General features: G+C 54.4%; 18 protein-coding genes, 3 tRNA genes and 1 pseudogene. 17 read left to right on the plus strand and 5 right to left on the minus strand.

Going from position 1 to position 17,410, the window contains the following annotated elements:
• Positions 1 to 11 precede the first annotated feature (11 nt).
• The 3 genes and pseudogenes from dcyD to tcyN all read left to right on the plus strand — a co-directional run bounded on the left by dcyD (position 12) and on the right by tcyN (position 2,431).
• A complete protein-coding gene (gene dcyD, locus DSD31_RS09070) occupies positions 12 to 998 on the plus strand; it encodes a D-cysteine desulfhydrase (RefSeq protein ID WP_004864169.1) in 987 nt (328 codons plus the stop codon).
• A gap of 15 nt (positions 999 to 1,013) precedes the next feature.
• Positions 1,014 to 1,682, plus strand: a pseudogene (tcyL, locus tag DSD31_RS09075) (cystine ABC transporter permease).
• Complete coding sequence (gene tcyN / locus DSD31_RS09080) at positions 1,679 to 2,431, plus strand: L-cystine ABC transporter ATP-binding protein TcyN (RefSeq protein ID WP_004864162.1); 753 nt, start codon at positions 1,679 to 1,681, stop codon at positions 2,429 to 2,431. The pseudogene tcyL and the gene tcyN overlap by 4 nt, the downstream one beginning before the upstream one ends.
• Positions 2,432 to 2,434: 3 nt before the next feature.
• Here tcyN and DSD31_RS09085 read toward each other — a convergent pair whose 3' ends face one another.
• Positions 2,435 to 3,793, minus strand: a complete 1,359-nt coding sequence (locus DSD31_RS09085) for a CoA transferase (protein WP_113990995.1) — start codon at positions 3,791 to 3,793, stop codon at positions 2,435 to 2,437.
• Between the two features lie 145 nt (positions 3,794 to 3,938).
• Here DSD31_RS09085 and sdiA point away from each other — a divergent pair, with 145 nt between their 5' ends.
• A complete protein-coding gene (gene sdiA / locus DSD31_RS09090; RefSeq protein WP_004864155.1) occupies positions 3,939 to 4,661 on the plus strand; it encodes a transcriptional regulator SdiA in 723 nt (240 codons plus the stop codon).
• A gap of 66 nt (positions 4,662 to 4,727) precedes the next feature.
• On the opposite strand, the gene DSD31_RS09095 is transcribed toward sdiA, so the two are convergent.
• Complete coding sequence (locus tag DSD31_RS09095; RefSeq protein ID WP_004864152.1) at positions 4,728 to 4,952, minus strand: DUF2594 family protein; 225 nt, start codon at positions 4,950 to 4,952, stop codon at positions 4,728 to 4,730.
• Positions 4,953 to 5,417: 465 nt separating this feature from the next.
• On the opposite strand from DSD31_RS09095, the gene uvrY reads away from it, so the two are divergent.
• The 9 genes from uvrY (at position 5,418) to DSD31_RS09140 (ending at position 11,662) form a co-directional block, all read left to right on the plus strand.
• Positions 5,418 to 6,074: a UvrY/SirA/GacA family response regulator transcription factor gene (uvrY, locus tag DSD31_RS09100; protein WP_004864149.1), complete on the plus strand. Its 657-nt coding sequence runs from the start codon at positions 5,418 to 5,420 to the stop codon at positions 6,072 to 6,074.
• Positions 6,071 to 7,903: an excinuclease ABC subunit UvrC gene (gene uvrC / locus DSD31_RS09105; RefSeq protein ID WP_004864146.1), complete on the plus strand. Its 1,833-nt coding sequence runs from the start codon at positions 6,071 to 6,073 to the stop codon at positions 7,901 to 7,903. The genes uvrY and uvrC overlap by 4 nt, the downstream gene beginning before the upstream one ends.
• Positions 7,904 to 7,960: 57 nt before the next feature.
• On the plus strand, positions 7,961 to 8,509 hold the full coding sequence (gene pgsA / locus DSD31_RS09110) for a CDP-diacylglycerol--glycerol-3-phosphate 3-phosphatidyltransferase (protein WP_004864143.1): 549 nt from the start codon (positions 7,961 to 7,963) through the stop codon (positions 8,507 to 8,509).
• A 151-nt stretch (positions 8,510 to 8,660) separates the two neighbouring features.
• Positions 8,661 to 8,736, plus strand: a tRNA-Gly gene (locus tag DSD31_RS09115).
• A 39-nt stretch (positions 8,737 to 8,775) separates the two neighbouring features.
• Positions 8,776 to 8,849: transfer RNA gene (locus DSD31_RS09120), tRNA-Cys, on the plus strand.
• Positions 8,850 to 8,862: 13 nt separating this feature from the next.
• Positions 8,863 to 8,948: transfer RNA gene (locus DSD31_RS09125), tRNA-Leu, on the plus strand.
• A 275-nt stretch (positions 8,949 to 9,223) separates the two neighbouring features.
• On the plus strand, positions 9,224 to 10,189 hold the full coding sequence (locus DSD31_RS09130) for a metallophosphoesterase (protein ID WP_227505869.1): 966 nt from the start codon (positions 9,224 to 9,226) through the stop codon (positions 10,187 to 10,189).
• 143 nt (positions 10,190 to 10,332) lie between these two features.
• The gene (locus tag DSD31_RS09135) at positions 10,333 to 10,908 is read left to right on the plus strand and encodes a DUF805 domain-containing protein (protein ID WP_004864134.1); all 576 of its coding nucleotides are present in this window, start codon (positions 10,333 to 10,335) and stop codon (positions 10,906 to 10,908) included.
• Between the two features lie 85 nt (positions 10,909 to 10,993).
• Positions 10,994 to 11,662: a YecA/YgfB family protein gene (locus DSD31_RS09140; RefSeq protein WP_015583992.1), complete on the plus strand. Its 669-nt coding sequence runs from the start codon at positions 10,994 to 10,996 to the stop codon at positions 11,660 to 11,662.
• A gap of 381 nt (positions 11,663 to 12,043) precedes the next feature.
• Here DSD31_RS09140 and tyrP read toward each other — a convergent pair whose 3' ends face one another.
• The gene (gene tyrP / locus DSD31_RS09145) at positions 12,044 to 13,255 is read right to left on the minus strand and encodes a tyrosine transporter TyrP (protein WP_032717084.1); all 1,212 of its coding nucleotides are present in this window, start codon (positions 13,253 to 13,255) and stop codon (positions 12,044 to 12,046) included.
• Positions 13,256 to 13,449: 194 nt separating this feature from the next.
• Between tyrP and DSD31_RS09150 the strand changes: the two genes are divergently transcribed.
• Positions 13,450 to 13,689: a YecH family metal-binding protein gene (locus DSD31_RS09150; RefSeq protein ID WP_032717085.1), complete on the plus strand. Its 240-nt coding sequence runs from the start codon at positions 13,450 to 13,452 to the stop codon at positions 13,687 to 13,689.
• A gap of 36 nt (positions 13,690 to 13,725) precedes the next feature.
• On the opposite strand, the gene ftnA is transcribed toward DSD31_RS09150, so the two are convergent.
• A complete protein-coding gene (ftnA, locus tag DSD31_RS09155; RefSeq protein WP_004864122.1) occupies positions 13,726 to 14,223 on the minus strand; it encodes a non-heme ferritin in 498 nt (165 codons plus the stop codon).
• Positions 14,224 to 14,657: 434 nt separating this feature from the next.
• Here ftnA and DSD31_RS09165 point away from each other — a divergent pair, with 434 nt between their 5' ends.
• Entirely contained in the window at positions 14,658 to 15,296 is a 639-nt protein-coding gene (locus DSD31_RS09165; protein WP_004864120.1) for an RpiB/LacA/LacB family sugar-phosphate isomerase, read from the plus strand.
• Between the two features lie 51 nt (positions 15,297 to 15,347).
• On the opposite strand, the gene DSD31_RS09170 is transcribed toward DSD31_RS09165, so the two are convergent.
• On the minus strand, positions 15,348 to 16,769 hold the full coding sequence (locus DSD31_RS09170) for an MFS transporter (protein WP_004864116.1): 1,422 nt from the start codon (positions 16,767 to 16,769) through the stop codon (positions 15,348 to 15,350).
• A gap of 210 nt (positions 16,770 to 16,979) precedes the next feature.
• Here DSD31_RS09170 and azuC point away from each other — a divergent pair, with 210 nt between their 5' ends.
• Both azuC and DSD31_RS09180 read left to right on the plus strand, forming a co-directional pair.
• The gene (azuC, locus tag DSD31_RS09175; protein ID WP_015583995.1) at positions 16,980 to 17,063 is read left to right on the plus strand and encodes a stress response protein AzuC; all 84 of its coding nucleotides are present in this window, start codon (positions 16,980 to 16,982) and stop codon (positions 17,061 to 17,063) included.
• 79 nt (positions 17,064 to 17,142) lie between these two features.
• Entirely contained in the window at positions 17,143 to 17,394 is a 252-nt protein-coding gene (locus tag DSD31_RS09180) for a DUF2766 family protein (protein WP_113990996.1), read from the plus strand.
• Positions 17,395 to 17,410: the final 16 nt, after the last annotated feature.

The following is a 17,410-nucleotide window of genomic DNA, read 5'->3' on the forward strand; positions in this document are numbered from 1 at the left end:
CAGGAGGTACCATGTCACTGCAAAATTTAACGCGCTTCCCGCGCCTGGAATTGATTGGCGCGCCGACGCCGCTGGAATATCTACCGCGCTTGTCCGATCATCTGGGCCGCGAGATTTTTATAAAACGTGACGACGTGACCCCGCTGGCGATGGGCGGCAATAAGCTGCGTAAGCTGGAGTTCCTGGCGGCAGATGCGCTGCGTGAAGGCGCGGATACGTTAATCACCGCCGGCGCGATTCAGTCGAACCACGTTCGTCAAACGGCGGCGGTGGCCGCGAAACTGGGTCTGCACTGTGTGGCGCTGTTGGAAAACCCTATTGGCACTCGCGCCGAGAACTACCTGACCAACGGTAACCGCCTGCTGCTGGATCTGTTTAATACTCAGGTTGAGATGTGCGATGCGCTGACCCAACCCGATGTTCAGCTGGAGGAGCTGGCAACCCGCATTGAAGCGCAGGGCTATCGGCCCTATGTCATTCCGGTGGGGGGCTCAAATGCGCTTGGCGCGCTGGGCTATGTGGAAAGCGCCCTCGAAATCGCTCAGCAGTGCGAAGGCGCCGTGGAACTCTCTTCCGTGGTGGTCGCCTCCGGGAGCGCGGGTACTCATGCCGGACTGGCCGTAGGACTGGAACAGCTGATGCCAGGGGCTGAGCTGATTGGCGTCACCGTATCACGCAAGGTGGCGGATCAGTTGCCGAAAGTCGTTGCGCTTCAGCAGGCGGTGGCGAACAGTCTGGAGCTCCAGGCCAATGCGGAGATTAAGCTGTGGGATGACTATTTTGCGCCGGGATATGGCACGCCGAACGACGAAGGAATGGAAGCCGTGAAGCTGCTGGCGCAGCTGGAAGGCATTCTGTTGGATCCGGTTTATACCGGCAAAGCGATGGCCGGGTTGATTGACGGCATTAATCAGAAGCGCTTTAAGGATGAAGGGCCGATTTTATTTATCCACACGGGTGGAGCGCCGGCGCTGTTTGCCTATCATCCCCATATCTAAAGCAGAACATACAGAATGCAAGAGAGTATCCAACTGGTTATCGATTCCGCGCCTTATCTGCTGAAAGGCGCGGTGTTTACTTTACAGCTGAGCATCGGCGGTATGTTCTTTGGCCTGGTGCTGGGCTTTATCCTCGCTTTGATGCGGATGTCGCCTCTGTGGCCGGTGAAATGGCTGGCGAGAATGTATATCTCCATCTTCCGCGGTACCCCGCTGATTGCCCAGCTGTTTATGATCTATTACGGTCTGCCGCAGTTTGGTATTGAGCTCGATCCGATCCCGGCGGCGATGATTGGCCTGTCGCTTAACACCGCGGCCTACGCGGCGGAAACGCTGCGGGCGGCGATCGCCTCGATTGACAAAGGGCAGTGGGAAGCGGCGGCCAGTATCGGTATGACGCCGTGGCAAACCCTGCGCCGGGCGATTTTGCCGCAGGCTGCGCGCGTGGCGCTGCCGCCGCTCTCCAATAGTTTTATCAGCCTGGTAAAAGATACCTCGCTGGCGGCCACCATTCAGGTTCCGGAACTGTTCCGTCAGGCGCAGCTGATTACCTCGCGCACCCTGGAGGTATTTACTATGTATCTGGCCGCATCGCTGATTTACTAGGTGATGGCGACGGTGCTGTCCTCGTTGCAGAACTATTTTGAAAACCAGCTGAATCGCCAGGAGCGTGATCCAAAATGAGTGCCATTGAAGTCAAAAACCTGGTGAAAAAATTCCATGGCCAGACGGTACTGCACGGTATCGACCTCAATGTCCAGGAGGGGGAAGTGGTGGCGATCATCGGCCCCAGCGGCTCCGGTAAAACGACGCTGCTGCGCAGTATTAACCTGCTGGAACAGCCGGAAAGCGGGACCATCCGGGTGGGCGATGTGACCATTGATACCGCGCGCAGTTTCAGCCAGCAAAAAGGGTTGATTCGCCGCCTGCGCCAGCATGTGGGTTTCGTGTTCCAGAGCTTTAACCTGTTCCCGCATCGTACGGTACTGGAAAACATCATTGAGGGGCCGGTTATCGTCAAGGGTGAGGATAAAAACGAATCCATTGTTCGCGCCCGGGAACTGCTGGCAAAAGTGGGGCTGAACGGTAAAGAAAACAGCTATCCCCGCCGTCTGTCCGGCGGCCAGCAGCAGCGTGTGGCCATCGCGCGTGCGCTGGCGATGCGCCCGGATGTGATTCTGTTTGATGAGCCGACATCGGCTCTCGATCCTGAGCTGGTTGGCGAGGTGCTGAACACCATTCGCCAGCTGGCGCAGGAGAAGCGCACGATGGTGATTGTGACTCATGAAATGAGCTTTGCCCGCGATGTCGCGGACCGCGCTATTTTTATGGACCAGGGGCGTATCGTCGAACAGGGTGAGGCGAAAGCGCTGTTTGCTAACCCGCAGCAGCCGCGCACCCGCCAGTTCCTTGAAAAATTTCTGATGCAGTAATTTTTACCAGCTCGCGGCGGCCGTCCCCAGCGGCGAGGGCGGCCGCGACCAGACCACCGGTGTTCCCGCCAGCTGTAACGGAAAGCGCAGACGCTCACCCAGGCCGAAAGCTGACCACTCCAGCGCCGGCTGGAAATCGCCCCGCTGCGGTTCACGAAAAGAGAGGGGGCTTTCTGGCGTGGGATATTGCATTAAGCATGCCGCCACCCGAGCCAGCGACAGGCGCGCGCGGTAACCCTCACCGCAGGTCGCACGACGATAAAGACCTTTGAGTACCGCGGCAGCCATTAAATAACCGGTGGCATGATCCAGGGCCTGAACCGGCAGAGGCACCGGTTTATCCGCCAGGCGCCACTGTTGACCGGCTGCGGCAATGCCGCAGGCCATCTGCACCAGACTGTCAAAACCGCGGCGGTTACGCCATGGACCGCTCCATCCCCAGGCATTCAGCGACACATCGACCAGCCCTGGTCTGAGTCGAGCCCGGGTTTCGCTATCGAATCCCAGGGTGTCCAGCGCATCGGCACGGTAGCCGTGTACGATAACATCAGCCTGAGAGAGCAAATCTATTAAACGTTGCTTATCGATTGCTGTTTTAATATTCAGTCGTGCGCAGCGCTTGCCGAGCGTGATTTCCTCTTCGAGCGTCGGCTCATACCAGTCTGGCGGATCGATCCGCAGCACCTGCGCACCGAGGCCGGCGAGCAGACGGGTGGCCACCGGTCCGGCAATAATCCGCGTCAGATCGAGAACCCGAATGCCGAGCAGCGGCCTGCTGCGAGATAAACGCCAGTCGACGGGGGAGCCAGACGGTAACGGTGTTTCGATCAGCAGCGGTTCCTGACTGACCGCCATGCCCTGCGGGTGCGCCTGCCATTGTCGGGCGCTGCGCATTGCCGCCGCACAACCGCCTGCTTCGACGACCGCTTGTTCAAGCGCCTCAGCCTGCCACTGGCTAACCGCGGACGCCAGAGAAGCCCGGGAGTCATGTTCACCTAAAACGCGCGCCATGGCACGACGGTGGTGATGTGCGTTGGTATGCAAACGGATCCAGCCTTCCTCAGTCGGGTAGTCGCCGGCCAGGGGATCCCAAAGCGACTGGGGCGGCCGGTTTACAGGATACAGGCTATGATTAAACCAGTAAGACGCGAGGCGCCGGTCGATCCGGATGGGCGAGGGAGAGCCTGAGAGTTGTGCCAGTTGACCGCCCGCGACGGCAATAGAAGCTGAGGCAAAATCGGTGACGGCAAAGCAAGAACGCAGCGCCCCCGTCTGGGTAAATTCGACTTCCGGGGCCGGGTGGGAACTAAAGGCCTGCCATAGCCGGGAATATATCGTGTTTAGCGATAATGGATCCGACATACTTTTCTCCGGTAACGGGTGAGGAGCGCCAGTCATGGCCTAATAAGTGCGATGCATACGATATTTTATACATATAAATAAGATTTATGTGTTAGTTTTCTGTATTTCTAATAATGATTATTACTCAGGAGTTATTTGGTCGGTTATGAGGGACATTGATTTTTTCAGCTGGCGGCGGGAAATGCTGCAACAATTTCAGTCAATCGCGACGGGAGGGGAAGTTTATAATCTCCTGCAACAACAAACGGAAGGGCTGGAATATGACTATTTTGCGCTTTGCGTACGCCACCCCGTGCCTTTTACCCGGCCCAGGATTACGCTGCAATCGACCTACCCGCAGGCGTGGATGACACACTACCAGGCTGAGAATTATTTTGCTATCGATCCGGTATTGCGTCCCGAAAACTTTCTCCGTGGCCATCTGCCGTGGGATGACAGACTCTTCCGCGATACGCCGGAATTGTGGGATGGCGCGCGGGATCACGGGTTGAACAAGGGGGTTACCCAGTGTCTGACCTTGCCTAATCATGCTCAGGGGTTTTTGTCCGTTTCCGGCCGTAGCCGCAGCGCAGGGCCGTTTCATGAAGACGAGCAGGAGATGCGCTTAAGAACGCTGACCGAGCTGAGCCTGCTGACGTTACTGCGGCTGGAAGATGCGATGGTCATGCCGCCGGAAATGAAGTTTAGTCGTCGTGAACTGGAAATATTGAAATGGACTGCGGAGGGAAAAACATCGGCTGAAGTGGCGATTATTCTCTCTATCTCAGAAAATACCGTTAATTTCCATCAAAAAAATATGCAACGAAAATTCAATGCGCCAAATAAAACGCAAATCGCCTGTTATGCGGTGGCGACCGGTTTAATTTGAGCAGGTAGGGTGTTCTGCGTGTCAGACGTGGGGACCGGCTGTGCTGAACTCACAGCCGGTTGACTGTTACTGGCGGTAAGCTTGTTTAATTTGCTTAACGGTGCTGGAGAATACGGCAGCCTGAGCCTCATCTTCCATCTGCGTGATCTGTTTTTCCATTTTAATAATCACCCGACCCGCATCCGCCTGGCCCATTGCCTGGAGCATCAGCGTCAGCAGCGTTTTCAGACAGGTCACTTCCTGCGCCAGTTCTTGATTATTTTCTGCAGTGGAAAAATCTGGAGTGCTCATCGATATCCTCGTTTGCTATCGGCGCTTTTGCGCAATACTAAATGTTAAGGCGGCGCAGTATACCACAAGCGACGGGAAAAAAAGGAGCGCGTAATTTGTGTCCTCTCATCAGAGGTGTAGGCGCATTAATTGCCTGAATAATACGTAATCTGCCCGCGCATCGCAGGTTAATTTTTGCGGTAGTGTGTTTTCATCGTTAATTATTGTTACATATTTTGTTTCGTATTTTGCCCTGCGGTATCGCGGCGCCCTGCGGGTGTTTTTGTAGGGCAAATGTTAAAAATGAAGCGTAATACAACTTACTGTTATCTATAAGTTTCCACTTGCTGTGCAGACAAATTGACATATCCGGGGAAGAAACTTTCCGTAGGGCATTTTTTTGCCTTTTAAAGTGACGAGAAAACCCGGTAATATGTATGAGATAAGCTATCCGTAGCGTTATCCCTAATTCTGGAGATTATTCCTTTGATCAACGTCCTTCTTGTTGATGACCACGAGCTAGTGCGCGCAGGGATACGACGCATTCTGGAAGATATAAAAGGGATTAAAGTTGTCGGTGAGTCCTGCTGCGGCGAGGATGCGGTGAAATGGTGCCGCGCCAATTCCGTTGATGTTGTTCTGATGGACATGAACATGCCTGGAATGGGTGGCCTGGAAGCCACGCGCAAGATTGCGCGTTCCATTGTCGATACCAAAGTGATTATGCTCACCGTGCATACCGAAAATCCGCTGCCGGCAAAAGTGATGCAGGCTGGTGCCGCAGGTTATCTGAGTAAAGGTGCTGCGCCTCAGGAAGTGGTGAATGCCATTCGCTGCGTAGCGTCCGGCCAGCGTTATATTGCTTCCGATATCGCCCAGCAAATGGCGCTTAGCCAGATTGAGCCGGAAAAGACAGAATCGCCTTTTGCCAGTTTGTCTGAACGCGAATTGCAGATTATGCTGATGATCACCAAGGGTCAGAAGGTGAATGAGATCTCAGAGCAGCTAAATCTGAGTCCCAAAACCGTGAACAGCTATCGCTACCGGATGTTCAGTAAATTAAACATCCACGGTGACGTCGAGTTGACCCACCTGGCCATTCGACATGGTCTGTGCAATGCGGAGTCGTTAGCAAGTCAGTGAGTGATGTTTTTGACGCAAAAGCTTTCCTGAAAACGGTAACCAGCCAGCCGGGCGTCTATCGCATGTATGATGCTGGCGGCACCGTCATCTATGTTGGCAAAGCAAAAGATCTGAAAAAAAGGCTGAGCAGCTATTTTCGGAGCAACCTGGCTTCGCGTAAAACCGAAGCGCTGGTGGCGCTGATTGCGCAAATCGACGTGACCGTAACCCATACGGAAACGGAAGCGCTGCTGCTGGAGCACAACTACATCAAGCTGTATCAGCCGCGTTATAACGTGCTGCTGCGTGATGACAAATCCTATCCCTTCATTTTCCTTAGCGGTGATACCCACCCGCGCCTGGCAATGCACCGCGGGGCGAAACACGCCAGGGGCGAGTATTTCGGTCCTTTCCCGAATGGTTATGCGGTTCGCGAGACGCTTGCACTGCTACAAAAAATTTTCCCTGTGCGTCAATGCGAGAACAGCGTGTACCGTAACCGGTCGCGTCCGTGCCTGCAGTATCAAATTGGCCGCTGCCTGGGGCCCTGTGTGTCAGGCCTGGTGAGTGAAGAGGAGTACGCGCAGCAGGTTGAATATGTGCGGCTGTTCCTCGCGGGTAAAGATGATCAGGTGCTGACGCAGCTCATTGCCCGGATGGAGAAAGCCAGCCAGGCGCTGGAGTTTGAAGAAGCGGCGCGCATTCGCGATCAGATTCAGGCCGTACGCCGGGTGACCGAGAAACAGTTCGTCTCGAATACCGGGGATGACCTCGACGTTATTGGCGTCGCCTTTGATGCGGGCATGGCCTGCGTCCACGTTCTGTTTATTCGTCAGGGCAAGGTTCTCGGTAGCCGCAGCTATTTTCCGAAAGTGCCCGGCGGTACGGAGCTTGGCGAAGTGGTGGAGACGTTTGTCGGCCAGTTCTATCTGCAGGGCAGCCAGATGCGTACCCTGCCGGGAGAGATTCTGCTCGATTTTAATCTTGGCGATAAAACCTTGCTGGCGGATTCCCTCTCTGAACTGGCGGGGCGCCGGGTGAACGTCCAGACGAAACCGCGCGGCGACCGGGCCCGCTATCTGAAGCTGGCACGTACCAATGCGGCCACGGCGCTCACCACGAAACTTTCCCAACAGTCGACGATCCATCAACGTCTGCAGGCCCTGGCTACCGTACTGAAACTGCCGGCCGTTAAACGTATGGAATGCTTTGATATCAGCCATACTATGGGTGAACAGACGGTGGCTTCCTGCGTGGTGTTCGACAGTAACGGGCCACTGCGTGCCGAGTATCGACGTTACAATATTACCGGCATTACCCCGGGCGATGATTATGCGGCGATGAACCAGGTTCTGCGCCGCCGCTATGGTAAGGCAATAGAAGAGAACAAGATTCCTGACGTTATCCTGATAGACGGCGGTAAAGGGCAGCTTGGGCAGGCGAAAAGCGTCTTTGCCGGGCTGGATGTGCCCTGGGATAAACAGCATCCTCTCTTATTGGGGGTGGCAAAAGGTAGCGATCGTAAAGCCGGGCTGGAAACGTTATTCTTCGAACCAGAAGGCGAAGGGTTTAACCTGCCGCCTGATTCGCCTGCGCTGCACGTTATTCAGCACATTCGCGATGAATCCCACGATCATGCCATTGCCGGGCATCGTAAAAAAAGGGCAAAAGTGAAAAGCACCAGTTCACTGGAGACTATCGAAGGGGTAGGGCCGAAACGCCGCCAGATGCTGCTGAAGTATATGGGCGGATTGCAAGGGTTACAGCAAGCCAGCGTCGAGGAGATAGCCAAAGTACCGGGTATATCTCACGGTCTGGCAGAAAAGATCTTCTACTCGTTGAAACATTAGGGGCTCTGTAGCAACATAGGGCTAATTTTTACTTCTAACAGATAGTTACCTGTCACTATGCAATTTAATATCCCTACATTGCTTACTCTGTTTCGCGTCATCCTGATACCGTTCTTTGTGCTGGCGTTTTATCTGCCTTTCGTCTGGGCCCCTTTTGCCTGCGCCCTGATCTTTTTTGTCGCTGCCGTTACCGACTGGTTTGATGGTTATCTGGCCCGCCGCTGGAATCAGAGCACCCGTTTCGGCGCTTTTCTTGACCCGGTTGCCGATAAGGTGATGGTGGCGATTGCGATGGTGCTGGTGGTTGAGCACTATCACACCTGGTGGGTAACCCTGCCGGCCGCGACCATGATTGCCCGTGAAATTATTATTTCTGCGCTGCGTGAGTGGATGGCCGAACTGGGCAAACGCAGCAGCGTAGCGGTCTCCTGGATCGGGAAAGTGAAAACAACCGCGCAGATGACGGCACTGGTGTGGATGCTGTGGCGACCAAACGCCTGGGTAGAGTGGGCCGGAATCGCCCTGTTCCTCGTGGCAGCGGTGCTGACGCTGTGGTCTATGCTGCAGTATTTGAACGCCGCACGCGGAGATTTGCTTGATCAGTGATCGTTTCGCCGCAAATTTCAGCAAACGACACAAGGATTTAAAAAATATCGTTGACTCATTTCGCCAGGTAAGTAGAATGCAACGCATCGAACGGCAGCACAGCTTGCCAGACGATAACAAAATCAAGTGATTAGCAAATTTGCTTGATAATGCGGGAATAGCTCAGTTGGTAGAGCACGACCTTGCCAAGGTCGGGGTCGCGAGTTCGAGTCTCGTTTCCCGCTCCAGATTAAAAACATCGGCAGATGCGGGTGTTTAAGTATTAAGGCGCGTTAGCAAAGCGGTTATGTAGCGGATTGCAAATCCGTCTAGTCCGGTTCGACTCCGGAACGCGCCTCCAATTTACATCCCGAGCCCGGATGGTGGAATCGGTAGACACAAGGGATTTAAAATCCCTCGGCCATAGGCTGTACGAGTTCAAGTCTCGTTCCGGGTACCATTGGGATTATAGAATAAAATCAATGATAAGCAGTGTCGTGAAACCACCTACGGGTGGTTTTTTCATTTCTGAAATCCCTCCATTCCTGATATCACGGCGTAACATCTTTCTTGTCGCACGGTCCGTCGACTGACGGAGCGACCGCAATTATTCTGCCATACCGACCGTTTCCCGAAGATCTCATGACGGGGTAATTTATGTCGGGTGAAATCTCGCCAGGCCAGCCGCTTAAACTGATATCATCAATGTCTCTGTTCTTCGGAAAAGGTGTTCATATGCTGCATTCTGGCCAGCCGGCGAGGCGTAGAATTTTCATCGGCGATATCCACGGTCAGTACCACAAGCTCGCCGCTTTGCTGGAACACCTTGATGCTCTGTACCAACCGGATGAGCGTTTACTGATCTTCGTCGGCGATCTGATTGATAATCAGCCAGGGGCGCAGATCGACCACCTGGCGGTGCTGGAGCGGGTGAGGGCGGAAGTGGAATCGGGACAGGCGATATGTCTGATGGGCAATCATGAATTTAACGCCGTTGGCTGGGCACTGCGCCATCCGCATAGCGCTCAGCCGCTGCGGTCGCACTCCCCGAATAATCGACGTCAGCATCAGGCCTTTCTGGCCGATGTCGTCGAAGACACTCCGCGGCATGATTTCTGGATCGACTGGTTTAAAACGCTGCCGCTGTTTGTTGATTATGGCGATATTCGGGCGGTACATGCCTGTTGGCAGGACAAGACGATTGCCCGACTGCGACCGTGGCTGGATGAGCAGAATCGGTTGAAACCCGAAAACTGGGTCGCTGCTTTTGATCAACAGCATCCTCTGTTCCGGATGATCGAGACCGTGCTTAAAGGACCAGAACTGAAACTACCTGCAGGCTTTAGCTTCGTGGATAAGACGGGCGTCGAGCGCCGCCATATTCGTCTGCGCTGGTGGCGGGATGATGCGAAAACCTATCGCCAGATAGCCCAGGTTCAGCCGGAAATGATCGGCCGGATCCCGGATATTCCTCTGGAGCAGACCCATCTGGACACAACAGATGTCCCGGTGGTGATCGGTCACTACACTTTATCCGGTGAACCTTGCTCCTTGAGCGAGCGTGTTGTCTGCGTCGATTACAACGCGGCGAAAGCCGATAACCCGCTTTACGCCTGGATTCAGGAACCCGGTTCGCGGCGCGCGATAACGGGGACGTTTGTCCGCCAGCCCACAATCCTCTCCCGCCATCCTGCCGGGTAGTACCGGTATTCAGCGTTTCCCCCATTTTTCTCAGGCGCGGTATGGCCAAACTGCGGTAAAATAGCGCTCCGGTTCGCCGGACTATTATCCTTTGGGAACGGAACGCCGTTATGGCAATAAAAACAAATTAAATGAGGGATCTTATGGCTACATTGCTTGAAAGCTACGGTGATTGCTTCCGCAAATATGCCACCTTTCGCGGGCGTTCGGCGCGCAAGGAGTATGTGGTTTTTACCGTCGCCAACTTTGTGCTTTCGGCCGTACTGGGGTTGATTCCGATCGTGGGAGGCCTGTTTGGCCTGATCATCATTATCCCCGGCATCGCGGTTGCGGTGCGCCGTCTGCACGATTTGAACAAATCAGGCTGGTGGCTGCTGTCACCCTATGCTGTTCTGCTGGTTGGCTTTATCGGCATTATCGCCACCGTTGATAACGGCGAGGCGGCCGTCTGGGTATGGATAACGGCGGCGGGAGGCATGGCGGCGCTGGCGTTGTCTATCTGGCTGCTGTTTGCCCGCGGCACCGATGGTGTTAACCGCTATGGCGACATTCAACAAGAGAGTGAATACAGCCCGTCAGCAGCCCGGCAGAGCGCGCCGCTCTCATCCGCCGATGATGTGCGGGAACGCCTCGCGCAGGCGAAAAAAATGTTCGATGACGGAACCATTACCGAGAGCGAATACGAAACGATGCGCGCCAGCATCATTAAAGACATTTAACGCTTGCTGAGTACGCTGCCGGGTGGTTTTCTCCCGGCATTTCCGCTACTGTATGCGCCATTTTTCTACCACGACGAGCCTGTTTATGAAAACCGGACCCCTGAACGAAAGCGAACTTGAATGGCTGGACGATATCCTGTCGAAATACGCCACCGAGGGCGCCATCCTTGATGTCTCAGAGCTTGACGGCCTGCTGACGGCCATTCTCTCCGGCCCGAAAGAGATTGAACCGGCTCAGTGGCTGCTGGCTATCTGGGGCGGAGCGGACAATGTGCCGCGCTGGGCGAATGACCGCGAGCGTGACCACTTTGTTAACCTGACTCTGCAGCACATGAGCGACATTGCCGAGCGTCTGGACGAGTATCCCGATCAGTTTGAACCGCTGTTTGGGACCCGCGAAGAGGAAGGTCAGGAGCTGACGATTGTTGAGGAGTGGTGCTTCGGCTATATGCGCGGCGTCGCTCTCGGAAACTGGCCCGCTCTGCCGGAAGAGCCGCAGTCGGCGCTGGACAGCATTGCTTTGCACGGCACGGAAGCGCAGTTTACGGCGGTTGAGGCGCTCTCTGTCGATGAGTTTATCGCCAGCGTGGACCATATCCGCCCGGCAGCGCTCTCGTTGTACCAATACTGGACTGAGCATGCTGAGCCGGAAGTCGTGCAGCAACCGATCCGCAATGAAGTCAAGGTCGGGCGTAACGATCCCTGTCCCTGTGGCAGCGGTAAAAAATATAAGCAGTGTTGCTTAGCGAAATAAATAACGGGTCTGCTGGTCTGATGCCGATCGTTTAAGGGTCGGCTGACCGCTCCGGCAGAGGGGGAAGTATCCGTCATCTCAAAGAGATTGCCGATTTTTATCCGGCGCTGTCAGGTTTTCAACACGCCTGCGGGCAAGTCTGTCCTGGAGGTCGCTGTTAAGCCAGGGATGTCGGTTTTACGCTGGTTTGCGCGAAAGGGGTCTGTCGCGTGGGTTCCGTGGAATATTCCGTCCGCGTATTTCTGTTTCCTGCGCGACAGATGAACTTCCCAGGGCCGGTTTCGCCCGGCCCTGGGAACCCGGCATCGCTCTGGTCGGCGATAAACCAAAAAAATGCGGGTCGCCTTTAAGTGACCCGCATTAGGCCAGAGGCCGTTTTTTTTATCCTACCGCCGGGAGCAAACCCGCGACGATGCAAAACTGAATAGCGACAATCGCAATACCACACAACAGCACCAGCCACAGCGCCGGTGTTCCCCCGGCGACCCGCCAGGGAGCGTCAGGGTGCTGTTTCCGACTCTTCATCACCAGCAGCGAAGGCAGCATGAGCGCCAGCACCGCCAGCGCGACGCCGGCATAGCCCAGCGCCATCACGAAGCCGCGCGGATAAAACAGGGCAAACGCCAGCGGCGGGAGGAAGGTGATTGCACCGCTTTGCAGACGACCGCCGGGGCTGTTTTTACGCTGGAACAGATCGGCCAGATAATCAAACAGTCCAAGCGCCACGCCAAGGAACGAGGTGGCCAGCGCGAGGTCGGCGAACAGATGCACTGCCAGTTCAACGTGCGGCGACGCCACGACTTCGCGCAGTGCTTCCAGCAGTCCGTTCAGGCCGGCATTTTGCGCCAGCAGCGCGGTAAACGCCGGGGAGTCAATACTGCCGAGCGTCGCCAGCTGCCAGAAAATATAGGCGACCAGCGGGATAAAGCTACCGATGATAAAGACCCGACGCAGCTTACGAATATCGCCGTTAAGATAGCTGACGATGCTCGGCACGCTACCGTGAAAACCGAAAGAGGTAAAAATCACCGGGATCGCCGATAGCGCCAGGCCCTGCTGGAGCGGGAGCGTCAGCAGATTGATGCGATGGATATGCGGCAACAGCAGCGCCAGCATAATGGCGAGAAAAATGATCTTGGCGCTAAACAGGAAGCGGTTAAACAGATCAACCAGCGATGTGCCGAGGCAGACTACCGCGCCACCAATGGCGGTAAACAGCAACACGCCGCCCGCAGGAGGAAGCGACCAGCCCAGCCACTGGTTGAGGCTGGAGGCCAGCAGTTCGCCCGCGCCGCTAATGTAGGCTGCGGTTAGCGCATACATCAGGAATAACATGCAGAAGCCGGTCACCCACTGCCCGTAACGTCCGAGATAACGTGCCGCCAGCGAACCGAGCCCCATATCGGCGGGCACGTGCTGATAGACCTCCAGCAGTAATAACGCGGTGTAGCACATCAGCGCCCACAGCGCGATCAGTAAGCAGAAGGTGACGCCGAAACCCACGCCCGCGGAAGCCAGCGGCATTGCCAACATCCCTGCGCCGATTGTGGTCCCGGCCACGATTAAAATACTACCCAGAGTGCGGTTCTTCACGTTTCTCTCTATCCATGAAGGAATTAACAATAAAATATGTCGCGCAGAGTATGTGAAATTATCATTCTCGTCAAATGAGGGTTACAGTGGTTGTAATTAAATATTTACACTCCGCGAAGGCCGCCTGAAGGCTGCGCTGGCGCAAAGCTTCCAGCCTTTCGCCGGGCTATGCTGGGCGTTTTACAGGAGGAGCTATGCAATCGATTCATGGTCATGAAGTGCTGCAGATGATGATCGCCTCGGGCGAACCTTACTCAACGGCCACTCTTGAGGCGGCAATCATCGCCCGCTTCGGCGCAGATGCACGTTTTCATACCTGCTCGGCAGAAAATTTAAGCGCGGCGGAGCTGGTGGCATTTCTACAGAAAAAGGGGAAGTTTGTTGCCGTAGAGGCGGGGTTTAATACGCGTGAGAGTAAGATCTGCCGGCATTAATTTAGCGGCGAAGCCGAAACTTCGCCGCCGGGATAATTAATTCTGCGTGTCGAGCGTCGCCAGCTCTTTATCAATAAAGTACAGGCCTTCGCCGCTTTTACCGGCGAGGGTCAGCTTATCAATAACAGATTTAAATAATTTCTCTTCTTCGTGCTGTTCAGCCACATACCACTGCAGGAAATTAAACGTCGGATAATCCTGATTAGTCATGGCGGCGTGGGCCAGCTCATTAATTTTCTGGGTAATCAGCTGTTCGTGTTCGTAGGTGACGCGGAACAGCTCATCCAGCGATGCGTACTCGGCAAACGGCGAGGAGATAGCGTTGATGCAGGGCAGGCTGCCGGTATCGGTCAAATAATCAAACAGGCGCTGCATATGGGTCATCTCTTCCTGCGCATGACGGCGGAGGAATGCGGCGGCGCCTTCAAAGCTGTGGTAGCTGCACCATGCGCTCATTTGCTGATAAAGCAGAGAAGAATAAAGTTCAAGATTCATCTGCTCATTCAGTTTATCGATCATTTCTGTTTTCAGCATCGCGTGTGCTCCGAAAATAAAGGGTCAACGTAATTGTGCGGTTACTATAATTTGTTATTAATTTATTTGCAAAAAGTAAATTAAAAAACTTATTTATTAAAAATGAAAATGGGAATAAAACGCATTGGCAATTTAATAAGTAATGAGAATGGTTTCGGTTTAATATTTTAGTCAGTTCGTATTATCAAAATAAAAAACAGAAATAAGGTGTCTGGCGTTGGCAGGAAGATGGACTGCCAGGGAGCTGACTGCGTCTCTGCCTGTGGCGGCTGGTACCGGGAGGGCGGGGGCGAAGGCGAAAAATGTGAAGCGCTACGTAATTTATAAAACAACTTTTCATAAAATTTGAAAGTGCGTTTGTTAAGTAGTAGAGTCCATCATAACGCTAACGAACTATCGCGGGAGTGCCCGCACAGCATTCAGGAGAGTAAAGCATGAAAATTGCACTGATGATGGAAAACAGCCAGGCCAGCAAAAACGCCATCATCCTCAACGAGCTAAACGCCGTTGCCGATGAAAAAGGGTTCCCGGTATACAACGTCGGGATGAGCGATGAGCACGACCATCATCTGACCTATATTCATCTGGGCATCATGGCCAGCATTCTGTTGAATTCGAAAGCGGTTGATTTCGTGGTAACCGGCTGCGGAACCGGACAGGGCGCGCTGATGTCGCTGAACATCCACCCAGGCGTAGTGTGCGGCTACTGTATTGATCCGGCTGATGCCTTCCTGTTTGCGCAGATTAATAACGGTAATGCGCTGTCCCTGCCGTTTGCCAAAGGTTTTGGCTGGGGTGCCGAGCTGAACGTGCGCTTTATTTTTGAAAAAGCCTTCACCGGTCGCAATGGCGAAGGTTACCCACCGGAGCGCAAAGAGCCGCAGGTGCGTAACGCCGGGATCCTGAATACGGTGAAAGCTGCCGTGGTGAAAGATAACTATCTGGATACTCTGCGCGCTATCGATCCGGAACTGGTCAAAACGGCTGTCTCCGGCCCGCGTTTCCAGCAGTGCTTCTTCGAGAACTGCCAGGATAAAGAGATCGAAGCTTTTGTCCGCCAGATAGTCGGCTAAGCAAGCCCTCGTTTTTTCGAATAAGGCCAGCCACCGCTGGCCTTTTTGCTGCTATTTTTTGCTCTGCGAGACGCTGCTACCGGCATCTTTGCTCAATCGCAGACTATCTACCATTCCCACCAGACAAATTAAGGCAATAAAGACAAAGGAGAGCCGGAAGCTGATCCCCGGTAGGGTCGTCAGACTTAACCACTCACTGGCTTTTTCACCCATGCGAATGCCGATCGCGCCGAGGGTGATCCCCAGACCCACGGCCAGCTGTGACGCGGTACTGAACAACGTATTGGCGTAGCTCATCTGCGCAGGCGGAACATCGGCAAAAGCAAGCGTGCTCACGCCGGTAAACTGAATCGAGCGGAATACACCGCCGAGATACAGGATCATACAAATAAGCCAGACCGGGGTCTGCGGCGTTAAAAAAGCACAGGCGAGCAGCGAGATGACGTTTAGCGTCCCGTTTATCAATAGCAGCCGACGGAAGCCGAGCCAACGGATGAGCGGGGTGGTAGCGGGTTTAATGGTGAAGTTGCCGACAAACACCGCCAGCACCAGCAGCCCGGAATGGAACGGATCCATACCAAAGCCAACCTGAAACAGCAGCGGTAACAGAAAGGGGACGGCGCTGATGGAAGCACGGAAAAGCGATCCTCCATACATCGTAACCCGAAAGGTGGGCACCTGTAGCGCATCGAGACGCACCATCGGCCACTCTGCCCGGCGGAAATGGCGCAGAGCGAACAGCATGCATCCCGTACCGATCCCCAGCAGGACCAGGGTTGTCCAGCCTTGTGGTCGGGTATCGCCAAGCAACTCCATGGCGCTCACCAGGCTCACCATAGCAACCGATGTCGCAAAGAAGCCGGGAAGGTCAAAGGGACGTCGCTGCGCTTCGCGGATATCGGGAATAATTCGCAGCGACAGCGCGATGGCGATCAATCCCAGAGGAACATTAATAAAGAAAATCCAGTGCCAGCTGGCATAGCGGGTAATAAAGCCACCCAGCGGTGGACCGATGATCGGCGCAACCAGCGCCGGCCATGTCAGTGTGGCAATGGCTTTGATGAGCTGATCTTTTGGCGTGGTACGCAGTACCGCCAGGCGGCCGACGGGCACCATCAGCGCGCCACCAATACCCTGAAGGATTCGCATGGCGACAAAGGTGTCCACGTTGCCGGCAAAGCCGCAAAAAACGGAGGCAAGCGTAAAAATGGCCAACGCCAGCGTGAAGATCTTACGCGCGCCGAAGCGATCGGCAATCCAGCCGCTGGCCGGGATCAATACCGCCAGCGTAATCAGGTAGGCGCTGATACCGATATTGAGGTCAACCGCCGCAACGCCAAAATCTTTTGCCATGTCCGGCAGCGCGGTAGCGATTACCGTCCCGTCAAGAAACTCCATGAAAAATGCGCCGGCGACCAGCAGCGCAGGAGCAGAGAAGGCGCGGCCTTCTCGTGAAGAGATATCTGTACTCATTGTGTGTTTGCCATCGCCTGGTGAGGTGCCTATCGCGGGAAAAACGTGCAGGCTCTTAACTCTGCGATTTCCCTCACTTTTGTTTAATTTATAAATTATTCTTGTAAATAAATTGTGAGTTAGCGCATGTTTCTATTGATTTATGTGATGCAAGTCATATTATAGACCCCATCAATGGTAACACCTGCATAACAAAACCGGAGTCGCTTCATGAAACTGCGCAAAATTCTGAAGAGCATGTTCGAGCAGTACTGCAAAACATTCAAAGATGTACCGCCTGCCGGTATGTTCTGATAAAAAAACCTGCTGCGGCAGGTTTTTTTATCTCTCGGGATTTAGGTTACTATTACGCTCCTCGAAAAAGGAGTAATAAATGTCTCAACATCTCACCGAACAAGACGAACTGGTTTCTGACGTTGTCGCCTGCCAGTTGGTTATCAAACAGATTCTCGACGTCATTGACGTCATCGCCCCTGTTGAAGTCCGCGAAAAAATGACCACGCAGCTGAAAGCCATCGATTTTGCCAGCCATCCGGCTTCGGCCGATCCGGTGACGCTGCGCGCGGTCCAAAAAGCGATTACGCTGATTGAGCTTAAGTTTACGCCGCAGGGTGAAGCACACTAAGTTGTTTCGCCCCGCT

It is taken from the genome of Klebsiella sp. X13 (assembly GCF_003323835.1).
Taxonomy (GTDB): Bacteria; Pseudomonadota; Gammaproteobacteria; order Enterobacterales; family Enterobacteriaceae; genus Klebsiella; species Klebsiella ornithinolytica.